Annotated in this window: 12 protein-coding genes; 6 read left to right on the forward strand and 6 right to left on the reverse strand. The window is 70.6% G+C overall.

Annotation, left to right across the window (positions count from 1 at the left end; translation table 11 throughout):
• Nucleotides 1–11 precede the first annotated feature (11 nt).
• The 3 genes from KVS71_RS03625 to KVS71_RS03635 are packed head-to-tail and all read left to right on the forward strand — an operon-like array spanning nucleotide 12 to nucleotide 2,755.
• A complete protein-coding gene (locus KVS71_RS03625; protein ID WP_217583830.1) occupies nucleotides 12–839 on the forward strand; it encodes an SDR family oxidoreductase in 828 nt (275 codons plus the stop codon).
• Nucleotides 833–1,744: a dihydrodipicolinate synthase family protein gene (locus KVS71_RS03630; protein ID WP_105950854.1), complete on the forward strand. Its 912-nt coding sequence runs from the start codon at nucleotides 833–835 to the stop codon at nucleotides 1,742–1,744. The genes KVS71_RS03625 and KVS71_RS03630 overlap by 7 nt, the downstream gene beginning before the upstream one ends.
• 27 nt (nucleotides 1,745–1,771) lie before the next feature.
• Complete coding sequence (locus tag KVS71_RS03635; protein ID WP_217583832.1) at nucleotides 1,772–2,755, forward strand: LacI family DNA-binding transcriptional regulator; 984 nt, start codon at nucleotides 1,772–1,774, stop codon at nucleotides 2,753–2,755.
• An 11-nt stretch (nucleotides 2,756–2,766) separates the two neighbouring features.
• Here the strand turns inward: KVS71_RS03635 and KVS71_RS03640 are convergent, their stop codons facing one another.
• Nucleotides 2,767–3,456: a hypothetical protein gene (locus KVS71_RS03640; protein ID WP_217583834.1), complete on the reverse strand. Its 690-nt coding sequence runs from the start codon at nucleotides 3,454–3,456 to the stop codon at nucleotides 2,767–2,769.
• Nucleotides 3,457–3,658: 202 nt separating this feature from the next.
• On the opposite strand from KVS71_RS03640, the gene KVS71_RS03645 reads away from it, so the two are divergent.
• A complete protein-coding gene (locus KVS71_RS03645; protein ID WP_217583836.1) occupies nucleotides 3,659–5,176 on the forward strand; it encodes an FGGY family carbohydrate kinase in 1,518 nt (505 codons plus the stop codon).
• Nucleotides 5,173–6,807: a fucose isomerase gene (locus KVS71_RS03650; RefSeq protein ID WP_217583838.1), complete on the forward strand. Its 1,635-nt coding sequence runs from the start codon at nucleotides 5,173–5,175 to the stop codon at nucleotides 6,805–6,807. Before KVS71_RS03645 ends, KVS71_RS03650 begins: the two co-directional genes overlap by 4 nt.
• Nucleotides 6,808–6,820: 13 nt before the next feature.
• Here the strand turns inward: KVS71_RS03650 and KVS71_RS03655 are convergent, their stop codons facing one another.
• Entirely contained in the window at nucleotides 6,821–7,066 is a 246-nt protein-coding gene (locus KVS71_RS03655; RefSeq protein WP_217583840.1) for a hypothetical protein, read from the reverse strand.
• Between the two features lie 115 nt (nucleotides 7,067–7,181).
• On the reverse strand, nucleotides 7,182–9,044 hold the full coding sequence (locus tag KVS71_RS03660) for a heavy metal translocating P-type ATPase (protein WP_217583842.1): 1,863 nt from the start codon (nucleotides 9,042–9,044) through the stop codon (nucleotides 7,182–7,184).
• 195 nt (nucleotides 9,045–9,239) lie between these two features.
• Between KVS71_RS03660 and KVS71_RS03665 the strand changes: the two genes are divergently transcribed.
• Nucleotides 9,240–10,112, forward strand: a complete 873-nt coding sequence (locus tag KVS71_RS03665; protein ID WP_217583844.1) for an endo-beta-N-acetylglucosaminidase H — start codon at nucleotides 9,240–9,242, stop codon at nucleotides 10,110–10,112.
• A gap of 1 nt (nucleotide 10,113) precedes the next feature.
• Here KVS71_RS03665 and KVS71_RS03670 read toward each other — a convergent pair whose 3' ends face one another.
• Genes KVS71_RS03670 through KVS71_RS03680 form a run of 3 tightly spaced genes read right to left on the reverse strand, consistent with a single transcriptional unit; the run spans nucleotide 10,114 to nucleotide 15,139 of the window.
• On the reverse strand, nucleotides 10,114–13,326 hold the full coding sequence (locus tag KVS71_RS03670; protein ID WP_217583846.1) for a GH92 family glycosyl hydrolase: 3,213 nt from the start codon (nucleotides 13,324–13,326) through the stop codon (nucleotides 10,114–10,116).
• Nucleotides 13,323–14,255: a carbohydrate ABC transporter permease gene (locus tag KVS71_RS03675; RefSeq protein WP_060922287.1), complete on the reverse strand. Its 933-nt coding sequence runs from the start codon at nucleotides 14,253–14,255 to the stop codon at nucleotides 13,323–13,325. Before KVS71_RS03675 ends, KVS71_RS03670 begins: the two co-directional genes overlap by 4 nt.
• Entirely contained in the window at nucleotides 14,252–15,139 is an 888-nt protein-coding gene (locus KVS71_RS03680; RefSeq protein WP_060922295.1) for a carbohydrate ABC transporter permease, read from the reverse strand. The genes KVS71_RS03675 and KVS71_RS03680 overlap by 4 nt, the downstream gene beginning before the upstream one ends.
• Nucleotides 15,140–15,167: the final 28 nt, after the last annotated feature.

The raw sequence follows: 15,167 nt of genomic DNA on the forward strand, positions 1-15,167 counted from the left end.
AGACGAACGACATGGCGGACATCTTCGACCTCACCGACCGCATCATCCTGGTCACCGGCGGCCTCGGCCAGATCGGATCGGCCTTCGTCCGGGAGCTCCACGGACGCGGCGCCCGGGTGGCCGTGGCATCGCGCACCGTCGACGCCGCGCGCCTGCAGGAGACGTTCCCCGAGATCGCCGACAGCCCGCGCCTCTTCGGCGTCTCCATGGACATCGTCTCGAAGGACAGCGTCGAGGCCGGCCTCGACGCGATCTTCGATGTGTGGGGTGCGGCGCCCGACGGCGTGATCAACAACGCCGGTCTGGACACCCAGCCGAGCGCGCCACCCGAGGTCTCCGGTCCCTTCGAGGACTTCCCCCTCGACGTGTTCCGGGAGGTGGTCGACGTGAACCTCGTCGGCACCTTCCTCGTCACGCAGGCGACCGGTGCCCGGATGCGCTCCGCCGGAAAGCCGGGCTCGATCATCAACGTCGGCTCGATCTACGGGATGGTGTCGCCGGTGCAGGACATCTACGCCTACAAGGAGGAGCAGACCGGGGTGCCGTTCGTGAAGCCGGTGGCGTACTCGGCGGCGAAGTCGGGGCTGTACAACCTCACGCGCTACTGCGCGACGTACTGGGGTCGGCAGGGCATCAGGGTCAACACCCTCACGCCCTCCGGCGTCGGTCGGGACTCGCAGGACGCGACCTTCCGGCAGAACTACACGGCGCGCATCCCGATCGGACGCATGGCGGAGGCGACCGACTTCAACGGGGCCGCGGTCTTCCTGCTCTCGGACGCCTCGCGCTACATGACCGGAGCGAACCTCGTCGTGGACGGGGGGTGGACCGCATGGTGACAACGGCGGCGGACCTCGGGGTGCTGATGGCCGCGATCGCCACCCCGTACGACGCGGACGGGGCGGTGGACACCGGACTGCTCTCGACGCTCGTGGAGGACTATGTCTCCCGCGGCGTCGAGGGGATCTACTGCTGCGGGTCGTCGGGGGAGGGTCTCCTCCTGTCGGCGGATGAACGGACCGCGGTGGTGGAGACCGCCGTGCGCGCCGCCGAGGGGCGCATCCCCGTCGTCGCCCACGTCGGCGCGCTGTCGACGCGGGAGGCGATAGAACTCGGACGGCGGGCGCAGCGCGCCGGCGCATCCGCCCTCTCGATGATCCCGCCGATCTACTACGCCTTCGGCATCGAGGCCGTCCTCGACCACTACCGCGCGGTGCTGGACGCCGTGGACCTCCCGCTCATCGTCTACAACATCCCGCAGTTCACGGGGACCGAGTTCACGCTCGAGACGGCCGGAGAACTCCTGGGCGACGATCGCGTGATCGGTCTCAAGCAGACCGCGCACAACATGTACGCCCTCGAGCGCATGAAGGCGGCGTTCCCCGACAAGGCCTACATCAACGGGTTCGACGAGGTGTTCGTGCCCGCGCTCGCCGCCGGTGCTCGCGGGACGATCGGCACGACCGTGGGGCTCCAGGTCGAGCTCTTCCAGGCGGCGCGGCGCCTCCTCGACGCCGGTGACCTGGTCGGAGCGCAGCGGGTGCAGAGCCGGATCAACCATGTCATCGCCGAGCTCGTCGCGATCGACGTCTTCCCCGCGGCGAAGTACCTCTCCGGTCGCAGTGCGGGAGGTGCCGGAGCGCTGGGGGACTGTCGTCGTCCGTTCCGACCGCTCTCGGGTGCGGCTCGGACTCGGCTCGATGCTCTCGGAACGACTCTCGATCGATTCCTCGCGGAGAGCTGAGGCTGAAACCGGTTACAGTGGGTGCCCATGGCCACGATCTACGACGTCGCGCGGCGGGCCGGCGTCTCCCCGGCCACGGTCTCGCGCGTCTTCAACGGCACGAGCGTGTCGGAGGAGAAGGCGGCGGCGGTGCGGGCGGCGGCCGAAGAACTGCGCTTCACCCCGAACCGGACGGCGCGTACGCTGCGGACCCAGAGCTCCGAAGTCATCGCCCTGGTGATCCCGGACATCGAGAACCCGTACTTCACCGAGATGGCGCGCGGCGTGGAGGATGCGGCGTCCGAAGCGGGGTACTCCGTCGTGCTGTGCAACTCCGACGCCCAGGCTGAGAAGGAGGCGACGTACCTCCGGATCGCGATCGCCGAGAACATGTCGGGCGTCATCATCGCGACGGCGGACGAGCACTCGGATCTGGCGCCGGTGCGGGCGACGGGACGGCCGGTCGTCGCGGTGGACCGTCGCACGGGCGCCGACATCGACGGTGTGGTCATGGCCAACCGGGAGGCGGGCGCCGCAGCGACGCAGAGCCTTCTCGACGCCGGGTATCGGCGCATCGCGTACATCGGTGGCCCCGCGCACATCGACACCGCGGCGGAGCGTGCGGAAGGCTGGCGGGAAGCGCTCTCGGCGACGGATCCCGATCATGACCTCTCCTCGCTCCAGCGCTTCGCCACGTTCCGCGTCGAGGGCGGGCGCGCGGCCATGGAGGAGCTCCTCGCGCTGCCGGGGCCGCCGGACGCGGTGGTCGCCGGGAACAACCTCATCGGTGTCGGCGCGATCCAGGTCCTCACGGAGCGCGGACTCACCCCGCCGCAGCTCGGCGTCGCGGTGATCGGGTCGCTGCCCTTCACGACGCTGTCGCCGTCCGCCGTCACCGTCGTGAGGCTCCCCGCGCGCCTCATGGGTGTGACGGCGGCGCGGATGCTGCTGGATCGGATCAAGGGCGACGAGCAACCGGCCCGGACGATCGTCCTCTCCGGCGAGGTGCAGCGCGCGGCCGCGCGCGCCTGAACGCAGCGTCGCTACTGCGAGCGCCAGAATCGCGCCGCGAGGTTCGTCATCTCCTTGTCGAGATCGTCGACCTTCACCTCCAATCGGTCGAGGCGGTGATCGAGGCCGTCGAGCCGTGCGGTCATCTCGCCACGCAGGCCGATCATCTCGCCACGCAGCCCGATCATCGCTCCGTGCAGCGCACCCATCGCCGCGCGCAGCCCTCCGACCTCGCGCATCATCGCCGCGTGCAGCGCCGCCAACGCCCCGTGGAGTCCGCTGACCTCGTTCGTCGTATCGGTGCGGAGGCCCGCGGTCTCGGTGGTCAGGTCGGTGCGGAGGGTGCCGATCTCACTGCGTAGTCGTGTGGTCTCGGTGGTCATCTCGGTGCGGAGGCCGGCGATCTCCGTGATCATATCGGTGCGGAGGGCGACGATCTCGTTGCGTAGTCGTGTGGTCTCGGTGGTCATCTCGGTGCGGACGCCGGCGATCTCGTTGCGTAGTCGTGTGGTCTCGGTGGTCATGTCGGTGCGGAGGCCGGCGATCTCGGTGGTCATATCAGTGCGGAGAGTGCCGATCTCGCCGGTCATCTCTCCCCGCAGTCCGCCGATCTCCGCACGGAGCACGCGACCGAACTGCGTCGTCATGAGGGTCATGCCGCCGAGCATCGTCGTCACGAAGATGCCGATCAGCGTCCATACCTGCGGGTCGTTCAAGGGCATGCCTCCAGTCTCGATCGGAGGGGTCAGGATGTCACGGTATTCCGGTGCTGAACCGGCGTTTTTCCGGCCGGAGGCGAAGATCGTGGAGACTCTCGATATCGGTCCTCGTGGTGCAGGAGCAGTCAGCTCCTTGCGTCGTGAAATCGATTTCGCGTAGCCTGGGTGCAGGCCTGCACGGATCGTCGGTATCGAAGGAGAGACCATGCGCTGCACCCTCGGGGTGGACATCGGCACGTCCAGCAGCAAGGGCGTCCTCGTGGATCCCGCCGGCACGATCCTCGCGACCGCGACCCGCGCGCACGACGTCTCCCGTCCGCAGTCCGGATGGGTCGAGATGGACGGCCGGATCTGGTGGGACGAGTTCGTCGAGCTGGCCGCGGACCTTCTCGCCGCGGTGCCCGACGCGGAGGTCGTGGGCGTCGGCGTGAGCGGCATGGGTCCGTGCATCCTGCTCGCCGACGAGGACGACGAGCCCGTGCGCCCCGCGATCCTCTACGGCGTGGACACCCGTTCCACCGCTCAGATCGAGCGCATGACGGCGGAGCTCGGCATCGAGGAGATCACCCGCGTCGGCGGCTCGACCCTCACCTCGCAGGCCGGTGGGCCCAAGATCGCCTGGGTCGCCGAGGAGGAGCCGGGAGCCTGGCAGCGCGCGCGGCGGCTCTACATGCCCGCCTCCTGGCTGGCCCGCAAGCTCACCGGCGCCTACGTCCTCGACCACCAGTCCGCCAGCCAGGTCTCGCCGCTGTACGACATCGAGGGTGAGCGCTGGCACGAGCCCTGGTGGCAGCGGTTCGCCGGGACGGTCGAGCAGCCGCCGCTGCGCTGGGCGGGGGAGATCGCGGGCATCGTGACCGCCGCTGCGGCAGCCCTGACCGGCCTGCCCGAGGGGACCCCGGTCATCACCGGCACGATCGACGCCTGGACCGAGGCGGTGAGCGTCGGCGCCCACGAGGTCGGCGACCTCATGCTGATGTACGGCACGACGATGTTCCTCGTCGCGACCGGGGAGCAGACCCTCCGCACACCCTCGATGTGGACGACGGCCGGCGCCTTCGAGGGCACGCGCAACCTCGCCGGCGGGCTGTCCACATCCGGAGCGCTCACCGCGTGGCTGAAGGACCTCTCCGGCGCCGACTACCCGGCGCTGCTCGCCGAGGCCGAGGAGTCGGGGCCCGGCGCGAACGGCCTGCTGATGCTGCCGTACTTCGCCGGTGAGCGCACCCCGATCCAGGATCCCGACGCCCGCGGGGTCATCGCCGGACTCACCCTCCGGCACACCCGAGGAGACCTCTATCGCGCGGCCCTCGAGGCCACGGCGCTGGGCGTACGTCACAACGTCGAGACCATGCGAGCCGCCGGCGCCGACATCCGCCGCATCGTGGCGGTCGGCGGCGGCACGCAGGGACGGCTGTGGCTGCAGATCGTCTCGGACATCACCGGGCTCGTGCAGGAGGTGCCGCAGACCACGATCGGCGCGAGCTACGGCGCCGCCTTCCTCGCGGCGACGGCCACGGCCGCCGACGGTGCCACGCCCGCGATCACCGACTGGAACCCCATCGCCGACACCGTCCGCCCGGACGAGGCGCTGCGTCCCTTCGCCGACGCCCTCTTCGACCGCTACGTGCGCCTGTACGACGGCTCGAAGGACGTCGTCCATGAACTCGCCGCCGCCCAGCGCGGCGGATCCCCCACCCCCTCGACCCCGGAGAACTCATGACCGCCTACACCCTGCCCACCCCGGCATCCCGTTCCACCGCTGCGCCGAAGACCGCGTACCTGATCGCCTCCGGCGACCTCCGAGAGTCGGCCAACACAGCCGGCTGGCCCACCCAGGTCGAGCTCGAGGCCGGGGTCACCGGCGTGCTGAACGACCTCGGCTGGACGGTCGTCCGCGCCAACGAGGTTGACCCGGAGACCGGTCACGGCTTCATCTCCAGCCAGCGCATGGGGCTCGAGGTGTTCAAGAACATCCCCGTCGACGCGCCGCTCATCGTCGCCGAGGCCGTCTGGCAGTACTCGCACCACGTGCTCGCGGGCCTCCGCACGCACGAGGGCCCGATCCTCACGGTGGCGAACTTCGCGGGCGACTGGCCCGGCCTCGTCGGCCTCCTCGGCCTCAACGCGGGCCTGACGAAGATGGACAAGCCGTACGCGACGATCTGGTCGGTCGACTTCACCGACGACTGGTTCCGCGACGGCATCCGGGAGTGGACGGAGACCGGCGCCATCACCCACGACGCCTCCCACGTGCGTCCGCTCCCCGCACTGCCCGACAGCCCGGAGAAGCAGCTCGGCGAGGCGCTCGCCGCGGAGTTGCGCGCCGAGAAGGCCATCATCGGCGTCTTCGACGAGGGCTGCATGGGCATGTACAACGCCATCTTCGACGACGAGCTCCTCAACCAGACCGGCATCTACAAGGAGCGCCTGTCGCAGTCGGCCCTCTACGCGGAGATGCTGAACGTGACCGAGGAGGAGGCCGACGCCGCCTACGACTGGCTGATCGAGCGCGGCATGACCTTCCGCTACGGCGAGGACGCCGCGACCGAGCTCACCCGCGAGCAGGTGCAGTGGCAGCTGAAGATGTACATCGCCGCCCTCCGCATCGCCGACGACTTCGGCCTCGACGCGGTCGGCATCCAGTACCAGCAGGGCTTGAAGGACCTCGTTCCGGCGTCGGACCTGGCGGAGGGCATCCTGAACTCCACCGAGCGCCCGCCGGTGACCTCGCGCGACGGCTCCCGCGTGCTGCATGAGGGGCGCGCGTTCCCGCACTTCAACGAGGCCGACGAGGGCGTCGCCGTCGATGCGCTCGTGACCGACCGCGTCTGGCGGGCGATGGGGCTCGTCCCCGACAACACTCTCCACGACGTCCGTTGGGGCGAGGACTACGACGGGCAGTTCGTATGGGTGTACGAGATCTCCGGCTCGGTGCCGGCCTCCCATCTCGGCGGCTGGCAGAACGCGGAGGGGTGGCGCCAGGGTCACGTGTTCTTCCCCGCCGGCGGCGCCACGATCAACGGCGTCTCGAAGCCCGGCGAGGTCGTGCTCTCCCGGGTGTTCATCGCCGAGGGCGTCCTGCAGGCGGACATCTTCCGGGCGTCGGTCGTCGAGCTGCCGGCGGAGGAGACGCAGCGCCGGAAGGACGCCACGAACCCGGAGTGGCCGATCGCCCATGTGGTGCTGCACGGCATCTCGCGCGACCAGTTCATGGCGCGGCACAAGGCGAACCACGCGCAGCTCGTCTACGTGCCCGACGCCGAGACCGCGGACAAGGCGCTGATCGCGAAGGCCGCGATGTTCGACGGCATGGGCATCAAGGTCAACCTCGTCGGCGACGTCTCGATCTGAGGCCGCGGGCTCGTCACTGCGAGCGCCAGAATCGCGTCGCGAGGTTCGTGAGCTCCCTGTCGAGATCGTCGACCTTCGTCTCGATCCGTCCCAGCCGGGCGTCGAGGCCGTCGATCCGTGCGGAGAGGGTTCCGTCGATGCGGTCCACCTCCGCGCGGATCACGCGGCTGAGCTGCGACGTCATGAGCGTCATGCCGCCGAGCATCACGGCGGCGAAGACGCCGATCAGAGTCCATACCTGCGGGTCGTCCACGGTCATGCCTCCAGTCTGAGTCCGGGGTCTCAGGCTGTCACGGTATTCCGCAGCGGCAGGACCGCGAACACGGGACGGGTGGACGGGAGAAGCGGAACCGCGTGCAGTGCAGGAACAGCGTTCACGCGGAGGGGCGGAGGTCGCTCGGCGGGCCGCTCAGCGCGCGCAGGGCGTAGAGGATCGTCGCGAGGTCGACGAGCTCCTGCACCAGAGCGCCGACGACCGCGGGGATGACGCCGGTCATCGCGACGACCATCAGCCCCACGCTCAGCCCGATCCCGATCCAGATCGCGGTGAGGGCGACGCGGAGGGTGTGCCGTCCGATCGCGACGGCGTCGACGACCTTGGCGAGCGAATCCACGAGGATGACGACGTCGGCGGCGTCCCCGGCGGCCGTCGCTCCCTTCGCGCCCATCGCGATGCCGATGTCGGCCGCTGCCAGCACCGGGGCGTCGTTCACACCGTCGCCGACCATCAGCACGGGCCGTGGTTGCATCTCGGCGGCCAGACGCACCTTCTCGGGCGGCAGGAGCTCGGCGTGGATCTCGTCGATCCCGACCTGCCGTCCGATCGACGCCGCGGTGGTCTCCACGTCCCCGGTCAGCATCGCGAGCCGGTCGACCTCATGCGTCCGCAGCCACGAGATCACGGCGGGCGCCTCCGGGCGAGCGGCATCGGCGAGGACCAGGGCCCCCGCGAACCGTCCGTCCACGGCGACATAGGCGGCGGCCTGTCCCGGCGCGAGCTCCGCCCGCACGGTGTCCGGGGCGAGGGACGCCACATACGCCGGCTTGCCGACGACCACCGCGCGGCCGCCGATCGTCGCGGACACCCCGTTCGTCGCGGTCTCGCTCGCCTCCGTCGCCCCGTGCAGCGCCAGGCCTCGGGCGGAGGCGGCGCGACGGATGCCGTCGGCGAGCACGTGCGAGGAGTACTGCTCGGCCGAGGCGGCGAGTCGCAGGATCTCCTCCGCATCGAAGCCCTGTGCCGGACGCACGTCGACGAGCTCCGGCCTCCCCTGGGTGAGCGTCCCGGTCTTGTCGAACGCCGCAGAGCGCACGCGCGCGATCTGCTCGATCACCGCACCGCTCTTCATGATGACGCCCGACTTCGCCGCCCGGGAGAGTCCGCCGAGGAAGGCGACGGGAGCGGCGATCAGCAGGGGGCAGGGCGTCGCCAGCACGAGTACTTCGGCGAACCGCGTGGCGTCGCCGGAGAGCGCCCAGGCCGTCCCCGCGAGCACGAGCGCGACGGCGGTGAACGGGATCGCGAACCGGTCGGCGAGACGCACGATGGGCGCGTGGGAGGACTCGGCCTGGGCGACCAGGGCGACGATCTGCTGGTACTGGCTGTCGGCGCCGGTGCGGAGGGCGCGGAGGCGGATGGCCCGGCTGCCGTTGATCGCGCCGGACAGCACCTCGTCGCCTGCACCGCGCGTCACGGGCAGGCTCTCGCCCGTGAGCGAGGATTCGTCGAACGACGCGCTGTCCGTGAGCAGTTCACCGTCCACGGGGATGATCTCCGCCGGGCGCACGAGGAGGACGTCGCCCACGGCCACATCGTCGACGGGCACCTCCCTCGCCGCGTCCGAGTCCGCATCCTCGGGATGTGTCAGCACATGGGCGCTGCGCGGCGAGCGATCCAGCAGAGCGGAGAGGTCGCGCTTGGCCCGGCGGCCCGCGAAGTCCTCCAGCGCCTCGCCCCCGGAGAGCATGAGGACGATGATGAGCGCCGCGATGTACTCGCCCACCGCGAGTGTCGCCACCATGGCGACGACGGCGAGGATGTCGAGTCCGACGTGGCCGCGGAGCACGTCGCGGACCATGCCGATGAGCGTCCACACGACCACCGCAGCCACGAAGATCGTCGCGACCCATCGGCCGATGGTCTCCTCCCCGGCGGCGTGGAGCGCCCCGACTACGGCGAAGACCAGGACCGTGAGCGTGATGACCGGGTACCGCCAGAGGAGTCGGAGGGCGCGCATGCGTCCAGCATCGTCGGAATCGGTGCGCACCGCCAGCATCCCCTTCCGACACAAGTGCTTAAGCGATATAGTCGGCCGCGAGTCGCGACGTCGCGACCCGATCTCGACAACGACGCCGAAGGAGAAGATCCCGTCATGAGTTCCTCACCCGCACGATCGTCCCGCCTGAGAAGAGGTATCGCGGTAGCAGCGGCGTTGGCAGCCGCTGGAGCCGCCGCCCTCGCCGCCTCGACCACAGCGGTCGCCGATACCGCCGCTGCCGACCCGAAGCTCGCCGTCTACGTCGAGGTCAACTCGAACGATTTAGCGAACGTCGCGGACTACACGCTCGCCGAGTCGGGCCGCCCAGCGGCCGATCTGGCCATGATCTTCGCCGCGAACATCAACTACGACGGGGAGCAGGCGGTCCTCCACCTCAACGACCGGGTCACCGAGACGCTGCAGGATGCGCAGAACCAGATCCGCCCGCTGCAGGCCCAGGGCACCAAGGTGCTGCTGTCGGTCCTCGGAAACCACCAGGGTGCCGGCTTCGCGAACTTCACGTCGTACGCGGATGCCGACGCCTTCGCCGCGCAGCTCGCAGACACCGTGACCGCCTACGGCCTCGACGGCATCGACTTCGACGACGAGTGGAGCAACTACGGGGCGAACGGCACCCCGCAGCCGAACCCGCAGTCCTTCGGCTGGCTGGCCTCCGCGTTGCGCGACCGGCTCGGGCCGGACAAGCTCATCACGCTGTATGCCATCGGCCCGTCCTACACGACCACGGACTTCGGCCTCTTCGACGCCGGCAGCGTGCTCGATCACGCCTGGAACCCGTACTACCCGACCTACGAGGCTCCCACCGTGCCGGGCCTGGACGACCGCGCTCGGCTCGGCGCCGCGGCCATCGACCTCGCGAACACGAGCGCCACGACGGCCGCGGACTTCGCTCAGCGCACGGTGGCTGACGGGTACGGCGTCTATGTCGCGTACAACCTCACGGCGACGAACCAGTCGTCCTATCTCTCCGGCATCACCGAGGCGCTGAAGGGCGAGGCGACCGTCCACCGCGCAGCGGCGCGGTGAGTCAGTCCAGATCGAAGAGCTCGATCTGACGGAGCGTGACCTCGGCGTCCGCGCGGATGCGGACGGCCGAGGTCACGACCCGCGTCTCCAGAGCGAACGGCGTCGTGCGATCGGGCGCCAGCCCTTCGAGGTGCGTCGTGGTGAGCGGGTGCCAGCGACCGTCGGCCCCCTCCACCTCCCCGCGCAGCACACCGGCCGCGACGGGCCCGCGGCTCGTGACGGTGATGTCGGTGAGGCCGCGGGGTGAGGGGAATCGCCAGCCCACCCACGAGCCTTCCGGCAGCCTGACGCCTTCGTCACCCTGCGGGTCGCCGTCGTCGAACAGGCGCCGCGCCTCGCGGACATCCGCGGAGGCGACGGCCTCTCCCTCTCCGCCCGTGAGGTCGCGGTGCCACGGCTCCGCGTCGAGCGCGTCCTCCCCGCTCTCCAACGCGCGCGCCGGGTCCGTGCCGAACACGAGCTCGAGCACCGTATCTCGCTGGAGTGCGTCGATCGGGAGGTCGGCGGTGGGCAGCCGGCGTCCGTCCAGGCGTGCTTCCTCCAGCACGTGGGCTTCGGGGGAGCTCCGTCGCGAGCGGATGCGCAGCGACGAGCCGTCTCCGCGCGCGACCCGGATGTCGTCCGAGAGCGGCGACCCGATCCGCAGAGACCCCGCAGCGAGCTCCAGGGGATACAGGCCGAGCGCGGCCCAGAGCCACCAGGCGCTCATCTCTCCGTTGTCCTCGTCGCCCGGGAAGCCCTGGCCGATGTGCGCACCGGCGAAGAGGCGGCGCGCGAGGCCGTGCACGAGGCCCGCGCTGTGCCACGGCCGGTCGCTGAAGGCGTACATGAAGGGGATGTGGTGGGCCGGCTGATTCGACAGGGCGCACATGCCCGACCGCTGGGCGCGGGCTTCGCGCTGCTCGTGGATGACCGTGCCGTACACACCGCCGAAGCGCTCGTCGGCGGTCTCCGGCTCCGCGAAGAGGGCGTCGAGGTGCCGGCCGAGTCCGGTCCGCCCGCCGTGCAGCGCCGCGAGTCCCGGCCCGTCGTGCACCATGCCGACCGACATGCCCCAGGCGTTCGTCTCGACGTTGTCGCCACCCCAGACCCGAGGATCGAAATCCGGCGCGAACGACCCGTCCGCCGCGCGACCGCGGAAGAATCCGGACGCCGGGTCGAAGAGCACGCGCGCCGCGCGGGAGCGATTCGCGAAGTACCGCGCGAAGGCCCGATAGCGCGCGGCCTGGTCCGCCGCCGCTGATGCCGCGAGTCGGGCGGCGAACCGGCCGAGGGCGGCGTCGCTCACGGCGTTCTCGATGCTCCAGCTCATCCCCTCCGGCACGTCGGACGGGATGAAGCCGAGCAAGCGCCCGCGGCCGATGCCCTTGCGACCCCGTCGCGGATCGGGTCCCGGCTCGCACGCGTGGCGCCACCCGCTCTCGAACGCCGCCTCCCGGTCGAAGGGCACGTCCCAGCGTTCCGCGTCGGCGAAGATCTGGTCGCTCGAGGTGCCGACCATGCTGTCGACGTACCCGGGGGCGCTCCAGCGGGCCATCCAGCCGCCGCGGCGATACTGGGCGAGCTGCCCGTCCAGCAGGCGCCCGGCCAGCGCGGGGTCGAGGAGTGCGAGCGCGGGCCACTCGGTGCGGTACGTGTCCCAGTAGCCGTTGTTGACGACGAGCTCGCCCTCTACGACCGGCGCCCCCGTTGCCGACTCGCCGAAGGCGGTCCGCGCGGCGAACACGTCGGCGAAGCGCCACTCCGGCGCGTCCGCGGTGCCCGCGTTCTCCGCCGCCGTGTTCGGATACAGGTGCATCCGGTGGAGTGCGGCGGCGATCCGGGCGCGCTGCTCCTCGTCGGCCAGGCCGCGGAACGGGCGCTCGGCCTCGGGGAGCGGGGGGATCGTCACGCGCCCGAGCAGGCGGTTCCACGCGGTGGCCGCGCGGGCGCGGAGCTCGTCGAAGGGGGCGGCGGGAGGGGCCTCGAGGGCGAGGCTGTGCCGAGCCTGCGCGACGGAGAGGAACGAGACCCCGACCCGCACCTCGACGGCGCCCCCGGCGCGGACGAAGCCCGCGACCCTGGCACGCCCGTCGTCGTCCAGGGCGCCCTTCGCGACGTCCGACGCGCTGTGCACGGTCCCGGCGAAGTAGCAGCGCGGCGCGTTCCCCCAGCCCTCAGGCCCCTCGGGGATCCAGCCCTCGAAGCCGGCGTCCGTGAAGGTGAGTCGGCCGTCGTCCGTGAGCTGGTCGATCACGAACCCCACGGCGGCGTGCGGGTCCTCGCACCGCACGCGGAACGCCGCGGCGTGCGAGGTCGCGGTCATCTCGACCTGCAGCCCATCGCCGAGGTCCGCGGCGTACTCGTGCGGGCGGGCGCGCTCGCTCTCGGGGACGATCCAGCGACGCCGGGCCGCCCTGTCCGACGTCGGCGTTCCCAGGAACGGTATGAGCTGGAGCACCGCGCGATCGCCGATCCACGGGCTGGGCTGGTGCGAGAACTGCAGGGCTTCGAGACGCCGTCCCTGCGGATCGTCGTGCACGAACGGACGATAGGGCCAGCGCGGGTCCGCCGCGTCGGTCGCGGGCGTGACGAAGGTGAAGCCGTGCGGCACGGCGACCGCCGGGATCGTGTTCCCGCGGGAGAAGCGGGGGCCGGAGTGGGAGCCGCGCCGGGTGTCGACCCGCTCGACGGGTGGGAGATCGTCGGGGGCAGGGCGCTCCTCGACGCGGACCTGGACGAAGCCGCTGACCTCGGCGGGCACATCCGGCGTGCTCGCCAGCTCGGCCGTGCCGAGGACGAGCTCGACCGTGCCCGTCCCGGTGCCCCTCCCGACGGCGAGGGGCGCGAGGGCGACGCTGTCGGCGTTCCACTGCTCGGGCATGCTCCACCGGGCGGCGAACTGCCCCTCGGCCGTGAGCGGGAAGTCGTAGCGGTCGCGGACGGCGGCGATGTCGCTCAGCCGGCTGCCGTCGGGGGTCCGCACGTCGACGGCGACCGCGAGCCCGGCCCACGGCGCGAGGGTCGCCGCAGGGCCGTCGGCGTAGAACGCCCAGTGCAGCACGGTGTCCGGCGTGAGGACGATGCCGTCGAGGCTGGGGACGTCGATCCGCTGCGCCCCGCGGGAGGGGTCGAACCTGTACGCGAAGACCGGGCCGGGGAGCACTCCGGCGTTCGCGCGCGACGACGGAGGATCCGCGGGACCGGAGTCCGGGCGGAGCAGCGGCGCGCTCACCCCTTCAGCGCACCCTCCTGCACGCCCTTGAAGAAGAAGCGCTGCGTGAACGAGAACATGATGACGATCGGAACGAGCGCGATCATGGTGCCGGCCGCGATGAGTCGCGGATCGACCGAGAAGCTGCTGTTGAGGTAGGCCATGCCCACGGTCAGGGTGTACTTCGCCGGGTCGGACAGCACGATGAGCGGCCAGAGGTAGTCGTCCCACGCGCCGATGAAGGCGAAGATCGCCACCACCGAGACCATGCCGCGGATGTTCGGCCACACGATGTGCCGGATGCGCTGCCACGTGGTCGCACCGTCGACGGTCGCCGCGTCGAGCACGTCCTTCGGGATCATGCGGCACGCGGTGGCGACGAGCAGCACGTTCATGGCGCTGATCGCTCCCGGGAGGAACACGCCCCACAGGGTATCGGCGAGCCCGAGCGCGCGGATGGTGAGGAAGTTGCTGGTGACCGTGACCTCGCCGGGGAACAGCAGCGTGGACAGCAGGATGCCCATGACGATCCACTTCCCGCGGAAGCGCATGCAGCCCAGGGCGTAGCCGGCGAACGTGGCCAGGATCACGTTGCTGAGCACGGTGCCGAGCGAGACGAGCAGCGAGTGCCAGGCGTAGAGGTAGACGGGGACGATGTCGGCGACCCTCGTGTAGTTCTGCAGCGTCGGATCGCGGGGGATGAGCTCGGGCGGGAAGGAGTAGATGTTCTCCTGCGGTCCCTTGAACGACGTAGAGAGCTGCCAGACGAAGGGGCCGATGACGAGGAAGAGGACGAACAGCAGCAGCGCGTATCGGCCGATGAGTCCGCCGAGCGTGGGCTTGCTGAAGTCTCCGGAGCCGCGGCGGCGGAAGATGCGTTCGCGGCCGGGCCGCGGTGCCTCCTCCACGGGCGGAGTGCTCTCCACCGGGGGCGTCGTCAGAGTCGTCATGCGGAGACCTTCGCCTTCTTCTCGCGGTTCATGAACGCGATCGCCGCGAGCGGCACGAGCGTGAGGAGGAACAGCGCCACGCTGATCGCGGATGCGTAGCCGATGTTGCCGTTCAGGCCCGAGCCCACCTGGCGGATGAGCATCACGAGCGACATGTCGTAGCCGCCGGGGCCGCCCGTGCTCTTGGAGAGCACGTCGAGCTCGGCGAACACGCGCATGGCGGACACCGCGATCAGCACCGCGATGAGGAGCATCGCCCCGCGCACGGACGGGATCGTGACGGAGAGGAAGCGGCGGAAGGAGCTCGCACCGTCGAGCATCGCGGCCTCGTGCAGCTCTTTGCCCACGTTCCCCAGGGCGGCGAGGTACACCACCATGTAGTACCCGAGTCCTTTCCACACCGTGAGCAGGATCGCGCAGCCGAGCAGCAGCCAGCGGTCGACGAGGAAGGCCATCGGCTGATCGATGAGGCCGAGGAACTCCAGTGTCTGGTTGATGATGCCCCGGCTGTCGAACAGCCAGGTCCAGATGAGGGCGACGACGACGACCGAGGCGATGACGGGGAAGTAGAACGTGGTGCGGAAGAACGAGATGCCGGGGAGCTTCTTCTGCACGAGGAGGGCGAGGAGCAGCGGGAGGACCGTGAGCAGCGGCACGCACACGACCACGTAGATGAGGCAGGTGGTCAGCGCGTTCCAGAACATCTCGTCGCCGAACATGCGCTCGTAGTTCGCGCCGCCGACGAACTCCGGGGTCCGCAGGGGGCGGGCGTCCGTGAAGCTGAGGACGACGGTGTTCAGGAACGGCCAGAGCGCGAACACCAGCACCCAGATCACGGCGGGGGCGAGGAGCAGCCACGGGGTGAACCATTTGTGGGATCTCATCGTCGACCTCCGCTTCCGGGTGCCGGTG

It is taken from the genome of Microbacterium sp. GbtcB4, assembly GCF_019091465.1.
GTDB classification, from domain to species: Bacteria; Actinomycetota; Actinomycetes; order Actinomycetales; family Microbacteriaceae; genus Microbacterium; species Microbacterium paraoxydans.

Excerpts from the sequence above, each read along its gene's own strand:
- KVS71_RS03625 (WP_217583830.1), top strand. The coding sequence starts at position 12 with ATGGCGGACATCTTCGACCTCACCGACCGCATCATCCTGGTCACCGGC.
- KVS71_RS03630 (WP_105950854.1), top strand. The coding sequence starts at position 833 with ATGGTGACAACGGCGGCGGACCTCGGGGTGCTGATGGCCGCGATCGCC.
- KVS71_RS03635 (WP_217583832.1), top strand. The coding sequence starts at position 1,772 with ATGGCCACGATCTACGACGTCGCGCGGCGGGCCGGCGTCTCCCCGGCC.
- KVS71_RS03640 (WP_217583834.1), bottom strand. The coding sequence starts at position 3,456 with ATGCCCTTGAACGACCCGCAGGTATGGACGCTGATCGGCATCTTCGTG.
- KVS71_RS03645 (WP_217583836.1), top strand. The coding sequence starts at position 3,659 with ATGCGCTGCACCCTCGGGGTGGACATCGGCACGTCCAGCAGCAAGGGC.
- KVS71_RS03650 (WP_217583838.1), top strand. The coding sequence starts at position 5,173 with ATGACCGCCTACACCCTGCCCACCCCGGCATCCCGTTCCACCGCTGCG.
- KVS71_RS03655 (WP_217583840.1), bottom strand. The coding sequence starts at position 7,066 with ATGACCGTGGACGACCCGCAGGTATGGACTCTGATCGGCGTCTTCGCC.
- KVS71_RS03660 (WP_217583842.1), bottom strand. The coding sequence starts at position 9,044 with ATGCGCGCCCTCCGACTCCTCTGGCGGTACCCGGTCATCACGCTCACG.
- KVS71_RS03675 (WP_060922287.1), bottom strand. The coding sequence starts at position 14,255 with ATGACGACTCTGACGACGCCCCCGGTGGAGAGCACTCCGCCCGTGGAG.
- KVS71_RS03680 (WP_060922295.1), bottom strand. The coding sequence starts at position 15,139 with ATGAGATCCCACAAATGGTTCACCCCGTGGCTGCTCCTCGCCCCCGCC.